The following is an 18,313-nucleotide window of genomic DNA, read 5'->3' as shown; positions in this document are numbered from 1 at the left end:
TCAGGCCTTGCGGATGGCGTTGTCGACGGTGGCGACGTCGAGCCAGTCGCCGTCGTACTGCTGGCCGGCGGGGACGGTGTAGTCGATGGTGACGTTGTCCCATCGGCTGAGCTCGGCCTTGGTGGCGCGGCGGATGAACCCGTTCGGGAAGATCGCGAAGATCGTCGCGTCGGTGGCGCCGCTGGACGAGCCGCGGCCGCCGCCCGCCGACTTGAGGAGCAGGACGCCGGCGGGGCGCGGAATGGGGGCGGGGGTGGTCATGGTCAGACTCCGATCATTCGGAAGGCCAGCGGCCGGACGTACTCCGGCGGCGGAGGAGGGGTGGGCGGGGTCGCGGGCGGATCGACCGGCATGGTCGGCTTGCCGGAGACGATCTCCTTGGCGTATGCGATGACCAGGTCCATCCGCGTGTTGCCGGGGTCGCCGTGGTCGTTGCCGTCGGGGACGTGCATGTGCCCGCAGTGGCCCGTGAAGTTGTGCCATTCGTCGAGCGTCATGCGGGCCTTGCTGTTCCCGTAGCTGCCGGGGTAGGCCAGCCATGGCCGCGTGGTCGAGACGAGGGGCACGCCGTGCTCGGTCCACAGCCAGGCGATGTACTGGGCGTAGGCGCGGAGCAGCCAGTCCGGGGCGTCGGGCCAGTAGATGTAGTCGACGCCGGCGCGGAGCTTGTTCCAGCTGACGCTCCGGTTCGGGTCGCAGCTGCCGACGAGCTCGACCTGGTGGCAGTTGTTGCGGTTGGTGCGGACCTCGGTGTCGGGATTGTCGACGAGGGCTCGGGCGGACATGTCCGCGGGGAAGTGGCAGTAGACCTTGATCCGCTTGTTCCCGATGTCCGGCAGGATCGTGGTGTTGGGCGCCAACGCGCCACCGTCGTAGTCGGGCAGGCTGGTGCCCTCGGTGGTGTGGGTCACGCAGCAGTTGATCTCCTGCATGAGCCCCTTGTAGGTGCCGCTGTACAGGTAGGCGGTCGACGCCCCTGGGTAGTACTGCGCGCCGGTGGACACGTTGCCTCCTGGGCGGTTGTCAGGTGAGGGGGATGTCTTCGTCGCCGCTGGTCACGGCGAAGGAGTTGTAGTGGCGGAGGACGACTTCGTGGCCGGCCCAGCGCAGGGCCTGGGCGACGTCGCGCGGGTGCTGCAGGCCGCCCGTGTAGTGGTCGAGGTTGTACGGCCAGCCGGGGATGTCGTCTTCGCTGGTGAGCGCGTACACCTGCCACTCGCCGGGATCCCGGGACGGGCGGGGTACGGCCAGCAGCCACAGCTCGCCGACGGCGGCCGGCTGCCCGGACTGCGCGGGGGCGATCTGCCCGGCCCGGCCGCCCGTGAACTCCGCAGCCGCCAGCGGGGACAGGCGCTCGGCCAGCTCCTCCGGCGTGTGGGCGATGAGCGTGGTCAGGGTGCGCACGGTGCTCCTAGGTGATGACGCGGATCAGCTGGATCTGGGCGTGCACCGACCCGGTGCCCGAGGTCCGTTGGCCTTCGATGTCCAGTCGCCACTGCCCGCCGATGGGGATGATGGCCGGCAGGTCCTCCGTGTGGTCCAAGCTGTCGCCGGCGGCCACGGTCGGACCCCATTGAGCGCCGTCGATCGTCAGCCGGATGTCTCCCACGGCGGTCCCGGACACGGCGGTCGCCAGGATGACCCGCAGCTGGGACTTCCACCGCAGGTTGTTGGAGCGGGCGATGGCTGTCCAGGCGGCTTGGTCGGTCTGGGGCCAGCGGGCCGGGTCCAGGTCGTGGGGGGCGAGGAGGGAGTCCGCGGCAGCCATGTCGCCGGCGGTCGCGCGGAGTTCGTCGAGGTCGCGTCGGAGCTTGGCTACCTGCTCGGCGAGGAAACTCGGATCGCGTGGCAGCTGGTCGGTGCGGACGCTCATTCGTCCTCCAGCAGGATCGGCGTGACTTTGTCTCCGGCTGGGTCGAGGGTCCAGGCGTAGGCGCGGGCCACGACGTCGATTCCTGCCGGGTGTCGGAGGGAACCCGTGCCCGCGACCACGTCCCGGGGGGCGACCGAGAGTTGGATGGTGTCGCCGAGCCCCCAGGCCTCGCCCAGACGAGGGGCTGCGGAGGCGACGGCCTCGAGGCTCCACGCCCGGGAGCCGGTCGTCATCAAAGCGAGCGCTTCGGTGGCGTGCCGGTCGAGCTGCTCCGGGTCGGTGATGCCCTGCGCGGGCGTGTATCGGTGCTCCCACAAAGCCCAGCCGTCGGCGATCGCCGCATCCGCGGTGTGCAGTTCAGAGGTCGCGCGGACCCCGTCGGACTGGTCGCCGCGGGCGACGACTGAGGTTGCCCCGCGGCCCTTCTCGTAGGACTCGGCGAGCGTGTACGAGGCGACGCAGCCGGGAAAGTCGAACACGGCCTCGGGGCTGATGGCGGTGACGCCGATCGTGGGCCGGATCCGCAGGACCAGGGCGAATGCCCGGTGTGTGCCGTCCGCCCAGACGACATCGATCGTCCACTCGGGGCCCCCGGACATGCCGGAGATCTCCTGGAGCGCGGACAGGATCGTCCGGTCGTCGCTGTCGGCCATCGTGTAGTCGATGGCGACGCCGGTGGAGGTGGCGTCGACGGTGAGGGGCGGCCCGTCGGTGAGGGCGGCGGTGGCCAGGGCCGTCATGACGTCGGTCTGGTCGGCGCCCTCGATCACGTAGTCGCCGGGGTAGCGTCGGTCTAGGTACGCCTCGGGGCTGGCCGCGGCGAGCTGTACCTGCTGGTCGGAGCCGCCGATCCGGTTGAGGACGATGCCCGCCCACAGGGGGGTGTCCGTAGCGGTGTCGACGCCGACGAGCATGGTTCGCCCCTCGTCGGTAGCGGCCTCCCACTCCGCTGGTGCGCCAGCCAGGTCGAGAGCGAAGGTCGCCGAGGTAACCGCACCGAGCTTGCGGCCGATCGTCCCGGACGGTGTCAGAGACGGCAGCTCCTCGGCGATGACGCCGGTCCGCAGGTTGCAGCCGTACCAGGCGAGCTCGAGGGTGGTCACGCGATCTCGTAGGTCATGGTCGCGGAGAGATTGTTGCCGGTCGCCCAGGTGCCGGGATTGCCGGGGCCTAGGAGTACGCCCGGCGACGACGCCACCAGGATGACGATCTTGTTGGCGAACCCGGCATTTGACTGGCAGAAGGGCAGGCCGGCGTACCCGGACCCGGTCGACAGGTAGGCGCCGCCCGCGAAGCCCTCGTTGGTGTCGACGGCGGAGGCCTGGTTGAACGGCAAGGCCCAGGCCCAAGTGCCGGTTCCCTGCGTCGTCGTCGACCCGATCTTCATGAAGACCTGGATCGTGCAGTGCTTGCCGACCAGCGAATAGCGCCCCTTGAGCAAGCCGTTGCCCAGCGACGGAGGAGTCGTGCTGGCCGTCCACGTCGGCGTGTACGTCACCCAGTCCCCGGGCGCCGCCCACGCCGACCCGTTCCACGTCTCGAGCTGGCCGCCGACCCCGGACCGGGTGGAGTTGTGGCGGACCTGGCCCGTGTACTTGCCGGTGATTGCAATGTCGGCCGCCGAGGAGACGGGCAGGATTCCGCCCGGCGCGACAGTGAGCTGCCGGACCGCGCTCGACACTGTCGCCGCACCTGTGCCGCCACCGCCCGTAGACGGCACGGTGATCGTCGCCAGCGGAATGTAGATCTCGGTACCGCCCGGAGTCGGCGCGACCGGAGACCCTGACGCCGTACCCGCCAGGTAGACCGTGTCCGCCTTGTAGAGGCCGGACGCGTCGACCGAGTGATCCCAGACGCGCAGGTAGACCAAGTCGATGCGCGAAAACGTCGCGTTGGCCGCACTCAGAGTTCCCGGACTGGTCGCCGCCATCCTCACCCGGTACGCGCCCTGGCTGGCGCGAGGCACCCAGGCCGGGCCAGCCGAGACGTTGACGGTCGTACCCGCCAGGCTGACGGTAAGGCCTGTATCGCCAGGACGGATGCCGCCTCGGGAGCCCTCTGCGGTGCCGTCTGACATGACGAGCACGGAGTCCATCTTCCGCAGCTCGCCCTCGTCGTAAGAGACCCCAGGGACCCACAGGGGGTCGGTCGATGCCACGATGCGCTCTCCTTACATCCAGGCGCTGCGGCAAGTGCCGGTCAGCAGGGCGGCAGAGTCATACGAGGAAGCCGTCCACTGGACGGTGACAGTCGAGGTCGGCGGGATAACCGGCCACCTCGCGACCGACAGATAGCCGCGGCGGGACACACTTCCGTTGAGGACCACAGAGCGAGCCGCCGTGTCGATGACGAGCTGGTCGCCGGCGCCGAGCGTGTCCGAGAAGGCGAGCTGGACGACCGTGGAATCGGGATACTGGACCACGATCACCGGGTCGGCGACGGGGCCGTCGATCGTGAAGGTCGGGCGGGTGCTCATTGAGCCCGCGTTCGACAGGGAGATCTGTCCGGATGATGTGCCCGCCGTGATGGTGAGCGGCATTGTGAGCGGCAGAGTCACACCGCCTGTCACCGACGGCAGGCCGGCGGACTGGGCCTGCAGGTCTGTGCTGTACCGGCGTGGGTCGGCGGCCGTAACGAGAACGGAGTACTCGGCTATCCGGTCAGTGATCGGCTTGATCAGCGGGGGCCCGGATCGGCGGACGGTCGCCTGCTTTGGAATGCTCTCGTATACCGTCAGCGTCGTGTCGGCGAAGGAAGACGCTGCGATCAGCTGCTCGATCGCGGCATCCAGGGCCGTCACGCCGGAAGCCTCGATCTTTCCGGTGATCGTGACGGGACGCTGTCGAAGGTAGACAGGCGCGGCCCACGCACCATGGTCCGCCTCCCGTGGCTGGTACCCGGCGCTGAGGTCCGACCCGTCCCAACCGTCGAGGCCCTGGAGATGCCAGGCGACGCCAGCCGCATCTACTGCGCCCAGCGTGACGGATCCGAGGTCCGCCCTGCGACCTCCCAATGAAGCGCCGGGAATGTACGGCACGAGCGTCACCCGCCTCTCTCAGCCCACGAATTGCAGGTGTCGCTGTATCTCCGCTGCCTGCTCCGCGGAGGACTGCTTCGAGCCGTTCATGACGATCGTGTAGTGCTTGGTGATCTGCTGGACGGGCTGGCCTCCGGATCCACCTGACCCGAACCGGGCCGCAGGCCGGGCGGCGTAGCCCGCGGCCTGAAGTCGTCCCGAGTTCAGCTCGTTCAGGAACGGCACGCCGTACTGACGGACCGAGGCGGCCTTGATGACGTACTCGCCGTTGCTGACGCGGGCGAGGATGCTGTCGGAGGTCCCGGATCCGGGACCGCGAACAGAACCGCCCGTCGGGTAGCCGCGGATCGGCCCGCCGCTGGCGTACCCGATCAGACCACCGTCGCGACGCTGTGCCTGGATGAGGTCGGGGACGCCGTTGGCGTCCCGGTCGGATGCAGTGGCGCGCAGATAGACGCCGACTCCGATCTGCGTGCCGCTCATGTTGTTGATGCGACCCTGAATGGTGTCGATGGCCGCAGACGGCGGACCGGTGGGAATGGAGACGGTGACGTGTCCGTCAGGCAGACGGACCACGTTGAAGCCGAGGTCGCGCAGGTTCTTTTCTGCCTGCGCGGTAAGGGCGTCGATCGTGATCTGCTTGCCGTTGGTCTTGAGGATCTCGCCCTGTACCCGCTGCAAGTCGCTGACGGCCTTGTCGGTTTCGGCCTTGATGTCGGTGACGACCTGCGTGGGTACCTGGGCGTAGGCGCCGATAAGTTCCTCGACGGCCTTGGTGGAGAATCCCGCGGCGAGCATCTGTCGTTTCAGTACGGCGATGTCCTGCTCGAGGGCCGCGTTACCCTTCTCGACCGAGCCCGTCTGCTCGGAGATCGCCTGGGCGTGCGCCATAGCCGCCTGGGCGGCGTCCAGGAATGAGCTCTTGACCTTCCGCCCGCTTTCCGATGTGACGTCGAGCGAGTGACCTGACTCTTTCACCGTATCGGAGAGGTCCTGGAGGCTTGCCCGGAAGGAAATCTCCTTCTCGGCTGCGGAGATCGCCACCCCGTTCAGGCCGGCCAAAGAGTCCTTGAGCTTGTCGGCCGCACTGCGCGTGTCTGCGATCTGGTCGGCCGTCATCTCTGCCGAGTCGCCCAGCTCTTTCTGTGAGCCCGCGGCCAGCTTGCTCTGAGTGGACGTCGCGGCCAGGGCGCTGTCGTAGCGGGGCAGGATGCTCAGCAGCTTCTCGGACGATGTGCCATGCTTCTCCGCCTCCGCGGCCAGCCGCTCGAAGTTCGCTGCCGCTTCCTCGGTCGCACCGCCGGAGACGAGTCCAGCCAGAGCCTCGTCAAGACTCTTGATCTTCTCGCGAGCCGCTTCCAGACTTGGGCCCGCGTCCGCGTTCGGGTCGAAGGTGGAGAAGAAATCTTCCATCCGGTCGAGAGCATCCGGATGGGCGATGCGGGCGGCCGCCTCGCCGACCTTGTCGAGGTCCTTGCCGAAAATGCGAGCCATCTCCCCAGACACTTTGCCCTGCTGGGCAAAGTCGACCAGAGATTCGGCCAGCCGGTTGACCTCGGGCGGCGCCGCTCGGAACCGTTCGGTCAGCTTGCCGATGCCGACAGCGATGGCGCCGAGAGTGGCAAGGATGACCGTCAGGCCACCCAAGCCCATCATGGCCCCGCGGACTCGGGCGGCCGTGACACCGAGGGCGACCAGCTCGGTTCTCACTGCCATGATGCGCGGCAGCATCAACAGCAAGCTGGAGCCGACGAGCCCCAGGATGCCGATGAGACCAGCGAGGATCGTGACGTTGGACTGCACCGACGGGGACAGCTGGTTGTACCAGTTCACGACCCCGGAGAGAGCCTGTGCCATCTCACGCAGAACCTTGTTCCCGGAGGATCCCGAGCTGATCAGGGCTGTCTCGAGGGCTCCCTTGAGGCGCTCCAGGTCCCCGGACAGGTTGTCGGTCATCGTGGCGGCCACGCGGGTGGCGTACCCGGTGTCGTTGACGGCAGAGACCCACTGATCGACTCCCTCGGCGCCGGCCTTGTAGAGGATCGTCGCGGCCCGCACGGCATCGCTGCCGAAGATCGTTGCCATGGCGGCGTTGCGGGCCTCCGGCGTGAGCTTCGAGAAACTCGATTTCATGACGTCCGCAAGCGCCGACAGGCCGATGAAGTTCCCTGAGGCGTCGTAGGCGGAGAACCCGATCGCATCCATTGCGGCCTTGGCCTCTTTGGATTGCGGAACCAGGCGCTGCAGCATGACCTTGAGGGATGTGCCCGCATCCGAGCCGGTCAGAGCGTTCTGCGCGAACATCGACAAGGTGCCGACAGTCTGCTCCAGGGACAGGCCCGTCTGCGAGGACAGGAGCGCGGCCTGGCGGAAGGCCATGCCCATGTGGTGCACGTTCGTGGCACTCTTGCCCGCGCCGGCGGAGATGACGTCAGCGATGTGACCGACGTCAGAGCCCTTCAGCTTGAAAGCGTTCATGGCCTGGGCGGAGATGATCGCGGACTCGCCGAGCTCCAGCTGCCCGGAGGCTGCGAGGTCGAGGGATCCCTTCAGGGCGCCGCCAATGATGTCCGCGGTCGAGATGCCGGCGCGAGCCAGCTCCGCCTCCGCGTTCGCGGCCTGGGTGGCCGAATACACCGTGGCCCGGCCGGCCTCGAGCGCGGCCGTCGACAGCGCCTTCATGTCATCGGCCGAGCCGCCGGTTACGGCGCGGACCTCCGACATTGCCTTGTCGAAGCGTGCGGCAGCGGCAGCGGCCAACCCGAAGACTGCCACCAGCCCGAGCGATGCCGCCTGTGCCGCCTTGAGAGACTTCGTGGACGTGTTGGCGATCTCCATCATGCTGGTGCCGACAGTGGTCGCCGCGAAACGCATGCCGCCGCCGATAGCCGCAGCCGCGGACGACCATGCAGAAGCCAGCCGCCCAGCATCAGCAGCAGACGCCGCGCGCGCTGCAGCCGAGACTCGCGTTACCGCCCCGCCGGCGCCGGTGAACTGCCGGGCGGTAGTAGCCGCAGCAGCAGCGGCAGCGGACCCTACAGACGCCACGTCTGTAGCAGCCCGAGCGGCACCCGCACCCACCTGGTTCAGGGAAGCCGCGCCGCTCGTGCCGACACGCCGCATCTGCGACTCGGTCACCGATGCCGTGCGGTTCAGGCTCGCCGCAGCACGGGCCCCCTGCGCCTCCGCGGTACGCGCCATGTTCTGGAGTGCGGCCGACGACGAGTTCGTGGCCGCCCGCATCGACGTCTCGATCTGCCGAGATGCCGCCTGGGTAGCCCGCGCCGCCTGCTGGGTGGCGCTGATGTACGGCGTGGCCGTGCCGGTCAGGACGACGTTCACGGTACGAGTGGCCACGTTCTACCCCCGTCTCGTGATGCTGACGTGCAGACCTCTGGGGTCGCCGTTCGCTTCCTGGAACTGCTGACTCGCGCGTGCGCCGGTCGCGCAGGCGTGACATCGGAGCAGCGCTACGTCGTACTGGTACTCGCTCTCGGCAGCGGACGCCTCAGACCACGGATGGCCGCAATCGGGGCACGAGTCCCGCTCGACCTCGGCCAGGGCCAAAGCCCACTCGCGGTCCTCATCCAGCCAGAGCGGCTCGCCTGGAGCGATGATGCGTCCAAGGAACACGGAGCGCGGCACGCCCCAGGCGCGGGCCGTCTCTACTTCGCGCCGGTGAGGGAGTCCAGGATCCCGGAGGCGGCCAATGAGAAAGGGATGCCCGTGGCCTCCGTGTTGACGTCGAACGCCCCCTGCCAGAGCGCATCACGCTGCGCATGGTTGAGGACGTCGAAGAGCGCCGCGACCTGCTCTGCGGTCATGACGGGATCGACAGCACACGCGGCGATGAGGGCCGGGGCGAAGGACTCCGGGTCAAAGGCGTGACCCTTCTCCCTGGGTGGATGGGCGGCCACGAGGTCCGACCACGCCCTGTCGCCGAGCGCCTCAAACCGGAACTCGGTTTCGGAGTCCCGGACGGCCTGGCGAACAGCCGAGACCTGTTCCGCGAGCTTCTTGCGCGGGTCGGTCTCGGCGAGGCTCCCCGGCGCCCAGGCGTCCCCGAGCGCCGAGAGTTCCTTCTCCAGGCGCTCGAGCTCGGCCAGCTTGTCGCCAGCGAGCGCCAGGAAGACGCTCTTCTGGCGCCGCTTGGCCTTCTTGAGGATGTCGGTGATGTCGGGCATCAGGCCACCGTGGCCGCGGTCGCCGGCTGCGTCGACACCATCATCGGTGAGGCGAACTTCATGACCTCGTTGGCGGCCGGAGGGGAGTTCTTCGGTTCGCCGCAGGTCGTGGGGTACACCTCCACCTTCTGGCCGACGGTCCAGGCGGTGGCGTAGTCGATGCCGCGGCGGACGATGAGGTAGCCGGTCACGCCCCACTTGAGAGTGGTGTACGGCAGGTCGTCCTGCGTGGTGTTACCCCGCTTGAATGTCACCTCGTTGTCGAGGCTGATCCGGCCCGCCGTGGAAGTGTCGTAGGTGCTGGCCAACGACGAGGTGTCCACGGACGCCGTCGACGGGTCGATCTTGAGGCCGTCCGGGGTGACGCGCTGCGTGAAGTCCGCCGCAGCATTCAGCTCGGCGACGGTCGGGGCGTTGATGTTCGCGATGCTGCCGGCCCACGCCACGCGGGTCTTGCCATCGCTGATCAGGTCAGACATGGGCCCTCCTCAGGGCATAAAAAAAGCCCCAGGCGGGGCGGGCGGGAGAGAGGGAGATCAGATCACGAGACTGGCGACCGTCACGGACGCGGTGGACGAGTAGGTGACCGCGCAGGTGCCATCCGAAGCGCTGGCGAACAGGTCGCTGGTGATCGGTCCGATCATCTTGTCGCCGGTGGTCGCGGCGACGGTGATGACGACGTCGGCAGCCAGCTGGCCGCGAACCCTGGCCGTCGATGTGAGCGTGACCGTCATGCTGCTGCCGGCGGTGTTCTTGACGTGGAGGAAGGACCGCTCGCCGCACGTCACCGTGGTGGACGCGGCGGCAGCCGAGTAGGTCGGGGTCAGGCCGCTCAGTGCGACCACCTGCTGCGCGAGGAGCGCCATGAGAATCTCCGATCAGGACGTGGACTGCAGCCGGTACTGCACCGGCAGGTAGTAGAGGGGTGGGGAGACGTCGTCGTCGCGCTGCATCGGCGGCCCGCCCAGCTCCTCCGGCCGCCACGCAGTACGTCCAGCGACAGCCAGGGGTGCATGGAGCGCCATCCGGGCCCGTTGGGCAGCCCACCGGCACTTCTCCTGCGTGGGTCCCACGCAGGTGATCTGGAAGGACAGCGTGAAGTCGGTCCGCGCGTCGGCGAGCGACTCCGACAAGGATTGGCCCGGGTCGACGTAGAGGGCGACATAGATGCGGGTGGAGGGCACGGATGCCGGGGCGCCGCCATCCCCTACCGCAAGCCCGCCCGCAGTGAGGGCCGCCATGATGGCGTCCAGGTGCGGCTTGATGTCCGGGGCCGCCACTAGCCAGGCCCCAGACGATCGGTGATCGCGGCGACCTGGGCTATGAAGCGCGGCTCCTCGGCCTGCAGGGCACGGCCGCCGTCGTTGTGAGGCCCATTGTTGATCGAGCCAAACTCCAGCAGGTTGCCGAGGGCGCCCTGGGGCTTCTCCTTGTCGGGGCCGATCTCAGCCGTCGCGCCGCCCGGCATCACGGTGACGTCGTAGCTGATCGAATTCGGGTACAGGCGGGCGTGACGGCCTGCGCTCGTTCGCGCGTTGTCCCGCCAGTCGTTCTTGACGTTGAGCGCGCCGCGCGTGACCACCGCCACGATGCTGCGCTCGGCCTCCGGAATGTGCGCCTCGAGGACCACGGCAAGCTGCACCAGTTCACGGATGTCCGCTGTCATGACCGGTCCTCCCCCGTGATCCGCCACGCCGTGGCCGTCGAGCTGTACTGGACACCCGTCACCCACAGTCGCAAGCCGACCATGCGAGCATCGGGCGATGCCGTCACGTCCATGAGGTCTCCAACTGCAGGCTGAGTGCTCACCACGGTGTCCCACGGAACCGAGACGGTGTACTCGCGCAAGGTCACATTCTGCTCGCCGGCATCGACCTCCTCACCGCGAGACTGCGCAGCCGGCTTCACCCGGGCGGGACCCGAGTAGATCGCCGTGGCAGGTCCTGGAGTGTCCGTGCCCGAGCCCCAGTCGAAGCCGTCGTCGCCCGGCCGGTACAGGGTGATCGTCTCTCGCTGCAGTTCCAGCGCCGCCAGACGGCCAGCGGCGAGAGCCGCCTCCAGGTCGCTCACCGCAGGCCCACCGTTCCGATGCGGCGCCGGTAGCCGGACAGCATCTCGCGGTGGGCAGGCGACAGGACTCCGGAGCCGAGAGTCTCGGAGGCGAAGACCCGCCGATAGTCGTCGATCGCGACCTCACGCAGGCCGCCCGGGTTGGTGAGGCTCATAGCTGCCAGGTCGAGGCACACGGCACGTATCTCGTCGGGCACCTCGTCGTAGCCGTGCGTGTAGGTGACCTCGACCAGGCCGGGATCTGGGTACGTCGTGGTGCCGGGCAGCCGACGCCAGCCGCCCGTCCGCAGGAGCCGGTCGCCGGAGAGCACCCAGTCCAGCAGGATCAGACTGTTCACCCGAACCTGCGAGACGGACTCCACCGGCCGCTGCGGCAGGATCAATTCGTCCACAGTGAGCACCCGCAGCGTCACCACGTCATCGGTCACACGGGTGATCGACTGCCGAGTCCATCTCCGGATGACGGCTGAAGCCGAAGCCAGCGCCAGATCGGCAGACTCCACGCTCAGGTCAGTGCGCTGGGTGGCGGCAGCAAGGTCGGCCGCCGTTGCGAAAGCCGGGAGAGCCACGGCGACCTCCCTTCGTCAGAGCAGGCCCGCGGCCTTGCGAGCCGTGGCGGCTGCGTCCTTGTCGGTCTCCGGGGTCGGCTTCCCGGCAACAACGCCGGCCACGGTGTAGTGCTCGTTGGGTGTCGGATCGGTCTCGACGCCGTAGAAGCCCTGTGCCTGCGCCTTGTCGGTGGCGGCCTGAACGGAGGCGGCCACCTCGTCGCCGGCGGGAACCGGCTGGTTCTGCGGCTCCCCGGCCGGCTTGCTGTCGTCCTTGCGTGCTGCTGCAGCCATGACGGCCTCCTTAGTTCCGGGAGAGGGTGACGCGGACGAGGCCGCCCGGGTCGGTGATGCCGGTGCCGATGTGGATGGACCGCCACAGGAGCGTGTCGCCGGCGGCGAGCACGAGGTTCGCCGGCGTGACCGAGAGAGTGATCGCCTTCTCGTTGTTCGCGGACGCGGTGACGGCGCCGGAGTCGAAGGCCAGCGATGCGACGGTCGTGCTGCCGCTACCTGCCTGCCCCTTGTTGACCAGGGAGAAGGTGCGGTGGTTGGTGGCCGCGCCGGTGATGGCGGCCTCCGGGACGTACTCGACGAGCAGGACGGTGCAGTCGAACGGCGCCTGCGTGATGACGGTGTCGTCGTCGTTGCCGGCGGTCGCGACTGCGGGCACGTCGGCCTCGAGGACCCGCACGTAAGGGGCGGTGTCAGCCATGTTTGTGTCTCCTTCGTGGGGTGGGTTAGGCGCCGACGGTCTTGAGGACGCCGACCGGGTAGCGGGAGCCCTCGGTGGGCTGCTCGTTGTTGATCCGGTTGGAGACCTGCCAGCCCACGCGGAAGGTGAGGCGCACGGCGGTCATATCCTGTTGCGCGAGGTTGTAGATGATCGCGCCGGTGTTGTCCTGGATGACGGCCTGGTCGAGGATCTTCATCGAGATGTCCGAGCGGACACCGATGACGAACTCGTCCCAGTCGCCGCCGAAGAGACGGACGCCGTCCACGCCGACGCCGCCGGCGAGGGGGAACATGCCCTTCATGGCGTACTCGATCGGGTAGCCGTCGAGCATGCGCAGATCGCCGGAGGCTCGGGCTTCGTCGAGCTTGCGGCCCTGGGAGTCGCGGGCGCGGCGGAGCTTGCTCTTCGCGGAGGTTGCGGCGACCCAGCCGTTGACCTCGAAGCCGTCGGCCTCGACCTTCTCGTACAGGTTGTCGATGTCGCCGTAGAACCCGCCCTGCGCGGCGGTGCTGCCCTCGTTGACGCTGTTCCCGGCCGCGGTGGCCGCGGCGAGGATGTTGGTCGGGAAGGAGCTCGGCGCGTTCGTGCCGAAGAAGATGGTGGAGTCGAGGAGCCGGCCGAAGGCTTCTCGCACGAGCGGCTCCGCCTCGTCCCACAGGTCCGCGTCGGTGTCGGCGAGGACGTTGTCGGGGAACGGGACGATCGTCGCCATTTCCTCGACGTTGAGGAACTTGTTCGCCCAGTTGACTTCGGTGGTCTGCTTCAGACCGGTGTCGCCGGACACCCAGTAGGCGACCGGGAGGGCGGACAGCACCGGCAGTCGCAGCTGACCGCGCGCGACCGGGATCCGCTTGAACATCTTGAGGGCCGCAGAGTCCTCCACGGCCTTGCCGAGCATCTCCTTGGAGACCTCTTCGGGGATGAAGGCCGCGGCGTCGGTGCGGCTCGTCAGGTTGTTGTAGGCCACGGCTTCGTGCCTGCCTTCCTTTGGAATGGCCGGCCGGTACGAGCCGGGCCGGATGTGGTTACTTGGCCGCCTTCTGGCGGATCAGGTCGTTCATCGAGGTGGGCTTGTCTGCGGTCCGCCGGGCGCCCCCGTCGAACGACGGCGGGGCGGCCTCCTTCGCGAGGTGGGGCTTGCGCTTGAGGAGGTCGGCGAGGTCCTTCTCGATGGCCTTCTCGTCGATCTCGCCGGAGTCGTCGATGTAGTCCCCGAGGTTCAGGAATGCCGCGGCGTCGGACGGGTCCGCGAAGCCCTTCGCCGCCAGGGCCCGAACTTCGGCCTTGACGGCCCGCTGAACCAGCGCAGTGGCCTTGCCTTCGGCGGCCGCGGCCCGTTCCGCCAGCTTCTCCGCCTCCGTCTTGGATGCGGCTTCCAGCTCATCGAAGCGCTTGGCCTTGTCGGCGTTCGCCTTGGCCCGTTCCTCCTGCTTGCGGGAGAGGGACTGCCACTTGTCGCGCTCGGCTTCGAGCGTTGCGAGACGCTCCTCCGCGGTGGGCTCCGGGCCCGTTGCGGGCGGTTCCGGCGCCGGAGCGGGAGGGGCGTCGGGGGTGGTTTCGGACATGAGGGACTCCCGTTTCGGGATGGAGGGTTCGACCGGCGCGTTTCGCGTGGTCAGGTCATGTAGCCGAAGCGGTGCAGCATGGCGATGGCCTGGCTGCGGTCGCCTGCGGCGAGTCGGTAGATCTCCTCCGGCCGCAGCCGGGGGCTCGTGAGACGGAACCCGCGGCCCGAGGACGGCACGAGGCCACGCTCAATGGCTCGGCGGCGCTCATTCTGGAACCAGACACCGCGGCGCGTAGCCGAATCACGGGTGGCCCGCACAGATCGTCCGTAGGCGGAGGCCGTGTACATGCCGCGGCGGGCATTGACCACGCTGGACATGCTGGCGCCGTCGCGAATGGCCTGAGCGCCCGCCTTGGTGAAGATCCGGTTCTGCTCGGCATGCGACAAGGACTGGAAGTACTTGTCCGCATCGACGATGCCCCGAGGGCCGCCCCGGCTGGTCGTCGGGAACATCTCTTCTCGCTGCAGGTGACCGCGCCGGAGACTGCTGCGAGCAATCAGCGTGGCAGGCATGTGGACGCAGTCGCAGCGGGGGTGGCGCTGAAAGCCGGCGTTCCAGCCGAACTCCTTCCCCGTCAAGATCGCGCATCGGGCACAGCAAGGCGAGGTCGCGATACGGATGTAGCCCTGGATGGTCCGATTCCCTGCAATCGAGGCGCCAGTGGCGGTACGGCCCGCGTCCGCCACTTCAGTGGAGACGGCTCGCAGGAGCTTTTCGAGACCGCCGATCATCGCGTCGACTTCGGCCTGCCCCACCTCCTCGAGCAGCCACCGCGCCTCGAGGACGGACTCGTAGGCCAAGGATTTCAGCGGCCTCCCGTCAGCAGCTACGCCGGCGAACGCCGTCGGAGCCAGCTTGCCTTCTGGTTGAGAGGTCAGGCCGTCCGCAGCGATGACGGCGCCGACGTAGGCGTCCGAATGGGCCGCGGCCTCCGCCTGGCCAGCCGTGAAAGCCTGGACGAGGCCTGTAGAGAGCCCCAGTTGCCAGGAGGCCTCCGCGTTCCTGAGATCCAGTCGGCGCCAGGCTCTTTGCGCCTGCTCCACGGACCGGCGAACGATCCGCTGCTGACGCACGTAGTAGGCCAGCGCGACCCCCCCTGCCTCGGCGGCCACTACTCATCCGCCAGAGGCGTTTCGGTGCCATCTCCAGGCTTCGGCCCGTATTCGGCAGCCAGATCACCGGCCATCGCCCGCTGCAGCGCGCTCTCGTTGAGAAGGCGCCAGCGCTCAATCTCCTGTGGCGTCGCCCCCCAGCGCTCCCACAGCACCTCACGCGGGACGCCGAGCGACGACATCTTCACCAACGCGTCTACCAGCTCACCTTCGGTCCGCCACTCGGGACTCTTCCAGACGATCCGAGCCTGCGACGACGCGATCCCCGCCAGTCGCATCGTCCGCTCCAGCCCCTCCTCGAGGAACCGGCGCCGCTGGTAGATCTTGTGGATCAGGCCGGCCTCGGCTGCCTTCAGGGCCTCTGCGGACAGGTTGACCATGGAGCCGAGCAGGTAGTGCGGCGGGGTAGAGGTGATGGCAGCGATGTCGTGGACGTCGGCTTCCTTGCCCTTGAGGTAGCCCGTAAGGTCGGCGGCGGCAAACTGGCCGAACTTGGCGCCGTTCTCCTCCGCGATCAGGATCTTGTTGACGGCGACGTCGAACGGCTCGATGTCCTGGCCGTTCTCGTCGACCGGAATCTCCATGCCCGTGACCCACTTCTGTGGGAAGGCCGCGAACTCCTGGGTCATCATCCGGTCAGCGATCGTCTTGTTGATGCGGTCCTGGATGCCGGTGACCGAGCGGAGCTCGCTCGCACCCGGCTTCAGCATCCGCGGACGGTTCGAGAGCTCGCCGAACGGCACCTCGCCCAGGACGTTCTTCCCGCCCCACACCTCGCCCGCGACCTCACGGCGAGCCCAGACCGGCTTGCCCCCGGTCTTCGGCTCCGGGGCGTCGAACTTGTAGATGTTGCCCGGGAGGTAGACCGTGCAGCACATCCGGCCCGTCCAGTCGTCCATCCACAGCTTCAGCGCGGCAGCCAGCTCCCCCGGCGAACCGGGCGGCGCCTCCGTGATGACCTGCGTCGGATGCTCCGGCGTGATCCGGTACCCGCCGCCGGCCAGAGGCGCCACCATCAGGTACGAGGTGCCCCTGATCGCCGCCTCCAAGAAGCCCAGCTGGCTCCCCCCGTCGAGGTTGTTGTCCTGCCACAGTGCCCACGCTTGATCGTCCGAGCCGCCCTCAGCGTCCGACTGGAACCCAGCGACCTCAAGGCGCCCCACGAGCGCGTCGACGACGAGCTCCATGTAGTTCGCGCGGGACATCTTCAGCAGTCGTCGAAACGGGTCCCGGGCCTTCTCGTGCAGGAAGGGCAGAGGGTGCTGGCACTCGTAATAGTCGTCGAAGACGTTCGTTTGCTCCGTCCGCTTGCACAGCGCGGCGTACAGCCGGTCGCGCCACCACTCCGGCGACTGAACGGCAGGGGGCTGCGGCATCTGGCCCCCTCTCGGTCAGAAGCCGCGGGCGCGGCGGCGTTTCGGCTTGGCAGCGCCGGCAGCAATCGCGTCGCCGGCCGCTTCATGGGCGAGGACGCTGGTGACGGCAACGTCGATCTTCTGGTGCACAGCCGCCTTGCGGAGCACATAGCGAGCCGACGGTCGGGCCGCCTTGCGTGCGTTACGGACGTGGATTGAGGCGAACTCGCAGCCGTCGTGACTAAAGCCGCCGCTCGCTTTCGTCACGTCCGTGACCAGGCGCTCGCAGGCCGCGTGCATCTGCACCACGCGGTTCGTGTACCAGCGGACGATGCGCTTTTCCCCATACTTCGCAGCCCACCCGTCGACCTCCGTCTCCCAATAGGGAGGGTCGGCGTACATGCGGATCACGTCGTACTTGGTCATCAGCTCATCCACCGCGGCGCCGACCTCAAGCCGAGGTACCTGGCCACCCCAGTCCGCCGGATCCCAGATCGTCGGACGATCATCCGGCCCATAGGCCGGCGTCCACTGGTAGCCGTCGAGGGTCTCGGCGCGAATCGCGGTCCAGTCATCGACGTCACTGCCATCGAACCCCAGGACGATCTGAGTCTTGGGCTGCGGCGCCTCGGCCGCCACCGCCAGAGCATCCCAGCGGTCCTGGGTGAGCCAGGACCCCATGCCGGCGACGATCCTGTTGCCGTAGAAGCGCTCCGCCTCGGCCGGCTCCTTCTCCAGGAGTTCGGCCGCCTCACCCTCGATGGCGTCGAGGTCGATGTGACGGCTGCCCGCATAGACGAACGCGTGGATCCTCCGGCGCTCCGCCTTGTTCGTGTACGACAGGCCGCCTGGTGGCAGGCGGTGATAGCGGTAAATGTCCTCCCGTTTGGACTCGGCGGTCTTCTGAGCCACCGAGTTCTCGCTTGGGTCCCAACCGTTCGTGGTCTCCAGCGACCGACCCTGCATGCCGCCCAGGCCGCGACGTTGCGTCGTTGCCACGCTGTTCATCCGGTTCCCGACAGTCCAGATGCCCGTCTCGTCCTGAGGCACGAAGGTCACGGGGTTGCCCAGTCGGGACTGCGCAGATGACGTCACCACGTCGATACGGCCGTCGTTCGGCAAGCGGATGAACTGCTCTCCGACCTTCATCTGCTCGGCCAAGTAGCCGTCCCGCACCATAGCCTGGAGGGGACGGTAGACGTTGTCAGTCTGATCCTCAGACGTCGCCGTGATCTGAATCAACGGTTGGTTCCAGGGGCGCCCCATGGGCTCGCCCGGCTCGTACTCGTAGATCCAGCCGCAGCCGCAGCCGTGATGGCGGCAGTCGTATCGCTCGCCGCCTTGAGCCCAGCCGGCGAAGAGAACGGGCCCGACAGCCTCGGCGGCCACGAGACCGGCTGTCCACGGCCCCTTGCCCGACTTCTGGGGGGCCACGACCTGGGCCCGCCGGTAGTGGAAGGCTGTCGACAGCTGGCCGAGCTGCGCGGTCGGCCGGACCCGGTAGAAGTTCGCGGTCGCCCGGAGCTGCCAGTCATACATCTCGAACGGCTTCGGGCTGTTGTCCACTCCGCCGACCGACCGGATGCGACAGTGCTGGGCAATCCAGTCCGGGACGATGAACAGCGTTGGGAAGTCCAGCGTCCAGGACCCGTCATCAGCCGCTACCACCCGGCACCGCCCTCAGCCTGGCCCGGGCCGAGTTCGTCACGGCCGGTACAGGCTTGGCCGGGCCAGATTCGTCACTCTCGCTCCGATCGATGCGCCACCGGTTGGCTCGCATCCCTGGTGTCGTCAGACCCAGCGAGTCCGACATCTGCCGGACCAGCGTCG

Annotated in this window: 22 protein-coding genes; all 22 read right to left on the bottom strand. The window is 68.2% G+C overall.

The genetic code is table 11. From position 1 onward, the window contains the following. Positions 1–261 (bottom strand): hypothetical protein, encoded by a 261-nt coding sequence (locus tag ABZY44_RS23960; protein ID WP_356657062.1) that lies wholly within the window; start codon positions 259–261, stop codon positions 1–3. Between the two features lie 2 nt (positions 262–263). Continuing rightward, positions 264–1,004, bottom strand: coding sequence for a hypothetical protein (locus ABZY44_RS23955; protein WP_356657060.1), 741 nt, complete (start codon positions 1,002–1,004; stop codon positions 264–266). 19 nt (positions 1,005–1,023) lie between these two features. Then, positions 1,024–1,404 carry a hypothetical protein gene (locus ABZY44_RS23950; RefSeq protein WP_356657058.1) on the bottom strand — a complete coding sequence of 127 codons (381 nt, stop codon included), beginning with the start codon at positions 1,402–1,404 and terminating at the stop codon, positions 1,024–1,026. 7 nt (positions 1,405–1,411) lie between these two features. Next, the gene (locus tag ABZY44_RS23945; RefSeq protein WP_356657056.1) at positions 1,412–1,873 is read right to left on the bottom strand and encodes a hypothetical protein; all 462 of its coding nucleotides are present in this window, start codon (positions 1,871–1,873) and stop codon (positions 1,412–1,414) included. Beyond that, complete coding sequence (locus tag ABZY44_RS23940; RefSeq protein ID WP_356657054.1) at positions 1,870–2,976, bottom strand: hypothetical protein; 1,107 nt, start codon at positions 2,974–2,976, stop codon at positions 1,870–1,872. The genes ABZY44_RS23945 and ABZY44_RS23940 overlap by 4 nt, the downstream gene beginning before the upstream one ends. Continuing rightward, positions 2,973–4,031 carry a hypothetical protein gene (locus tag ABZY44_RS23935; protein WP_356657052.1) on the bottom strand — a complete coding sequence of 353 codons (1,059 nt, stop codon included), beginning with the start codon at positions 4,029–4,031 and terminating at the stop codon, positions 2,973–2,975. Before ABZY44_RS23935 ends, ABZY44_RS23940 begins: the two co-directional genes overlap by 4 nt. 12 nt (positions 4,032–4,043) lie before the next feature. Beyond that, on the bottom strand, positions 4,044–4,919 hold the full coding sequence (locus tag ABZY44_RS23930; RefSeq protein ID WP_356657050.1) for a hypothetical protein: 876 nt from the start codon (positions 4,917–4,919) through the stop codon (positions 4,044–4,046). Positions 4,920–4,928: 9 nt separating this feature from the next. Beyond that, positions 4,929–8,252 (bottom strand): phage tail tape measure protein, encoded by a 3,324-nt coding sequence (locus ABZY44_RS23925; RefSeq protein ID WP_356657048.1) that lies wholly within the window; start codon positions 8,250–8,252, stop codon positions 4,929–4,931. A gap of 323 nt (positions 8,253–8,575) precedes the next feature. Beyond that, positions 8,576–9,094: a hypothetical protein gene (locus tag ABZY44_RS23920; RefSeq protein ID WP_356657046.1), complete on the bottom strand. Its 519-nt coding sequence runs from the start codon at positions 9,092–9,094 to the stop codon at positions 8,576–8,578. After that, the gene (locus tag ABZY44_RS23915) at positions 9,094–9,573 is read right to left on the bottom strand and encodes a hypothetical protein (RefSeq protein WP_356657044.1); all 480 of its coding nucleotides are present in this window, start codon (positions 9,571–9,573) and stop codon (positions 9,094–9,096) included. Before ABZY44_RS23915 ends, ABZY44_RS23920 begins: the two co-directional genes overlap by 1 nt. A gap of 57 nt (positions 9,574–9,630) precedes the next feature. Then, positions 9,631–9,960 (bottom strand): hypothetical protein, encoded by a 330-nt coding sequence (locus tag ABZY44_RS23910; protein ID WP_356657042.1) that lies wholly within the window; start codon positions 9,958–9,960, stop codon positions 9,631–9,633. Between the two features lie 12 nt (positions 9,961–9,972). Beyond that, positions 9,973–10,374: a hypothetical protein gene (locus tag ABZY44_RS23905; RefSeq protein WP_356657040.1), complete on the bottom strand. Its 402-nt coding sequence runs from the start codon at positions 10,372–10,374 to the stop codon at positions 9,973–9,975. Next, positions 10,374–10,760, bottom strand: coding sequence for a hypothetical protein (locus ABZY44_RS23900; protein ID WP_356657038.1), 387 nt, complete (start codon positions 10,758–10,760; stop codon positions 10,374–10,376). The genes ABZY44_RS23905 and ABZY44_RS23900 overlap by 1 nt, the downstream gene beginning before the upstream one ends. Continuing rightward, on the bottom strand, positions 10,757–11,164 hold the full coding sequence (locus tag ABZY44_RS23895; RefSeq protein WP_356657036.1) for a DUF6093 family protein: 408 nt from the start codon (positions 11,162–11,164) through the stop codon (positions 10,757–10,759). Before ABZY44_RS23895 ends, ABZY44_RS23900 begins: the two co-directional genes overlap by 4 nt. Further along, positions 11,161–11,592: a hypothetical protein gene (locus ABZY44_RS23890; protein ID WP_356657034.1), complete on the bottom strand. Its 432-nt coding sequence runs from the start codon at positions 11,590–11,592 to the stop codon at positions 11,161–11,163. The genes ABZY44_RS23895 and ABZY44_RS23890 overlap by 4 nt, the downstream gene beginning before the upstream one ends. Before the next feature lie 156 nt (positions 11,593–11,748). Further along, complete coding sequence (locus tag ABZY44_RS23885) at positions 11,749–12,006, bottom strand: hypothetical protein (protein ID WP_356657032.1); 258 nt, start codon at positions 12,004–12,006, stop codon at positions 11,749–11,751. 10 nt (positions 12,007–12,016) lie between these two features. After that, positions 12,017–12,427 carry a hypothetical protein gene (locus tag ABZY44_RS23880; protein WP_356657030.1) on the bottom strand — a complete coding sequence of 137 codons (411 nt, stop codon included), beginning with the start codon at positions 12,425–12,427 and terminating at the stop codon, positions 12,017–12,019. Positions 12,428–12,452: 25 nt separating this feature from the next. Next, the gene (locus ABZY44_RS23875; RefSeq protein WP_356657028.1) at positions 12,453–13,415 is read right to left on the bottom strand and encodes a phage major capsid protein; all 963 of its coding nucleotides are present in this window, start codon (positions 13,413–13,415) and stop codon (positions 12,453–12,455) included. Positions 13,416–13,473: 58 nt separating this feature from the next. Next, complete coding sequence (locus ABZY44_RS23870) at positions 13,474–14,013, bottom strand: hypothetical protein (RefSeq protein ID WP_356657026.1); 540 nt, start codon at positions 14,011–14,013, stop codon at positions 13,474–13,476. Between the two features lie 50 nt (positions 14,014–14,063). Further along, on the bottom strand, positions 14,064–15,128 hold the full coding sequence (locus ABZY44_RS23865; protein ID WP_356657024.1) for a hypothetical protein: 1,065 nt from the start codon (positions 15,126–15,128) through the stop codon (positions 14,064–14,066). Next, the gene (locus tag ABZY44_RS23860) at positions 15,128–16,504 is read right to left on the bottom strand and encodes a phage portal protein (RefSeq protein WP_356657022.1); all 1,377 of its coding nucleotides are present in this window, start codon (positions 16,502–16,504) and stop codon (positions 15,128–15,130) included. Before ABZY44_RS23860 ends, ABZY44_RS23865 begins: the two co-directional genes overlap by 1 nt. A gap of 15 nt (positions 16,505–16,519) precedes the next feature. Continuing rightward, positions 16,520–18,151 carry a hypothetical protein gene (locus ABZY44_RS23855; RefSeq protein ID WP_356657020.1) on the bottom strand — a complete coding sequence of 544 codons (1,632 nt, stop codon included), beginning with the start codon at positions 18,149–18,151 and terminating at the stop codon, positions 16,520–16,522. Positions 18,152–18,313 lie beyond the last annotated feature (162 nt).

The organism is Streptomyces sp. NPDC006544 (assembly GCF_040611715.1).
Classification (GTDB): Bacteria; Actinomycetota; Actinomycetes; order Streptomycetales; family Streptomycetaceae; genus Streptomyces.
This window is presented reverse-complemented; position numbering and strand designations above follow the sequence as displayed.

Excerpts from the sequence above, each read along its gene's own strand:
- ABZY44_RS23900 (WP_356657038.1), bottom strand. The coding sequence starts at position 10,760 with ATGACAGCGGACATCCGTGAACTGGTGCAGCTTGCCGTGGTCCTCGAG.
- ABZY44_RS23920 (WP_356657046.1), bottom strand. The coding sequence starts at position 9,094 with ATGCCCGACATCACCGACATCCTCAAGAAGGCCAAGCGGCGCCAGAAG.
- ABZY44_RS23860 (WP_356657022.1), bottom strand. The coding sequence starts at position 16,504 with ATGCCGCAGCCCCCTGCCGTTCAGTCGCCGGAGTGGTGGCGCGACCGG.
- ABZY44_RS23885 (WP_356657032.1), bottom strand. The coding sequence starts at position 12,006 with ATGGCTGCAGCAGCACGCAAGGACGACAGCAAGCCGGCCGGGGAGCCG.
- ABZY44_RS23910 (WP_356657042.1), bottom strand. The coding sequence starts at position 9,960 with ATGGCGCTCCTCGCGCAGCAGGTGGTCGCACTGAGCGGCCTGACCCCG.
- ABZY44_RS23960 (WP_356657062.1), bottom strand. The coding sequence starts at position 261 with ATGACCACCCCCGCCCCCATTCCGCGCCCCGCCGGCGTCCTGCTCCTC.
- ABZY44_RS23870 (WP_356657026.1), bottom strand. The coding sequence starts at position 14,013 with ATGTCCGAAACCACCCCCGACGCCCCTCCCGCTCCGGCGCCGGAACCG.
- ABZY44_RS23915 (WP_356657044.1), bottom strand. The coding sequence starts at position 9,573 with ATGTCTGACCTGATCAGCGATGGCAAGACCCGCGTGGCGTGGGCCGGC.
- ABZY44_RS23880 (WP_356657030.1), bottom strand. The coding sequence starts at position 12,427 with ATGGCTGACACCGCCCCTTACGTGCGGGTCCTCGAGGCCGACGTGCCC.
- ABZY44_RS23945 (WP_356657056.1), bottom strand. The coding sequence starts at position 1,873 with ATGAGCGTCCGCACCGACCAGCTGCCACGCGATCCGAGTTTCCTCGCC.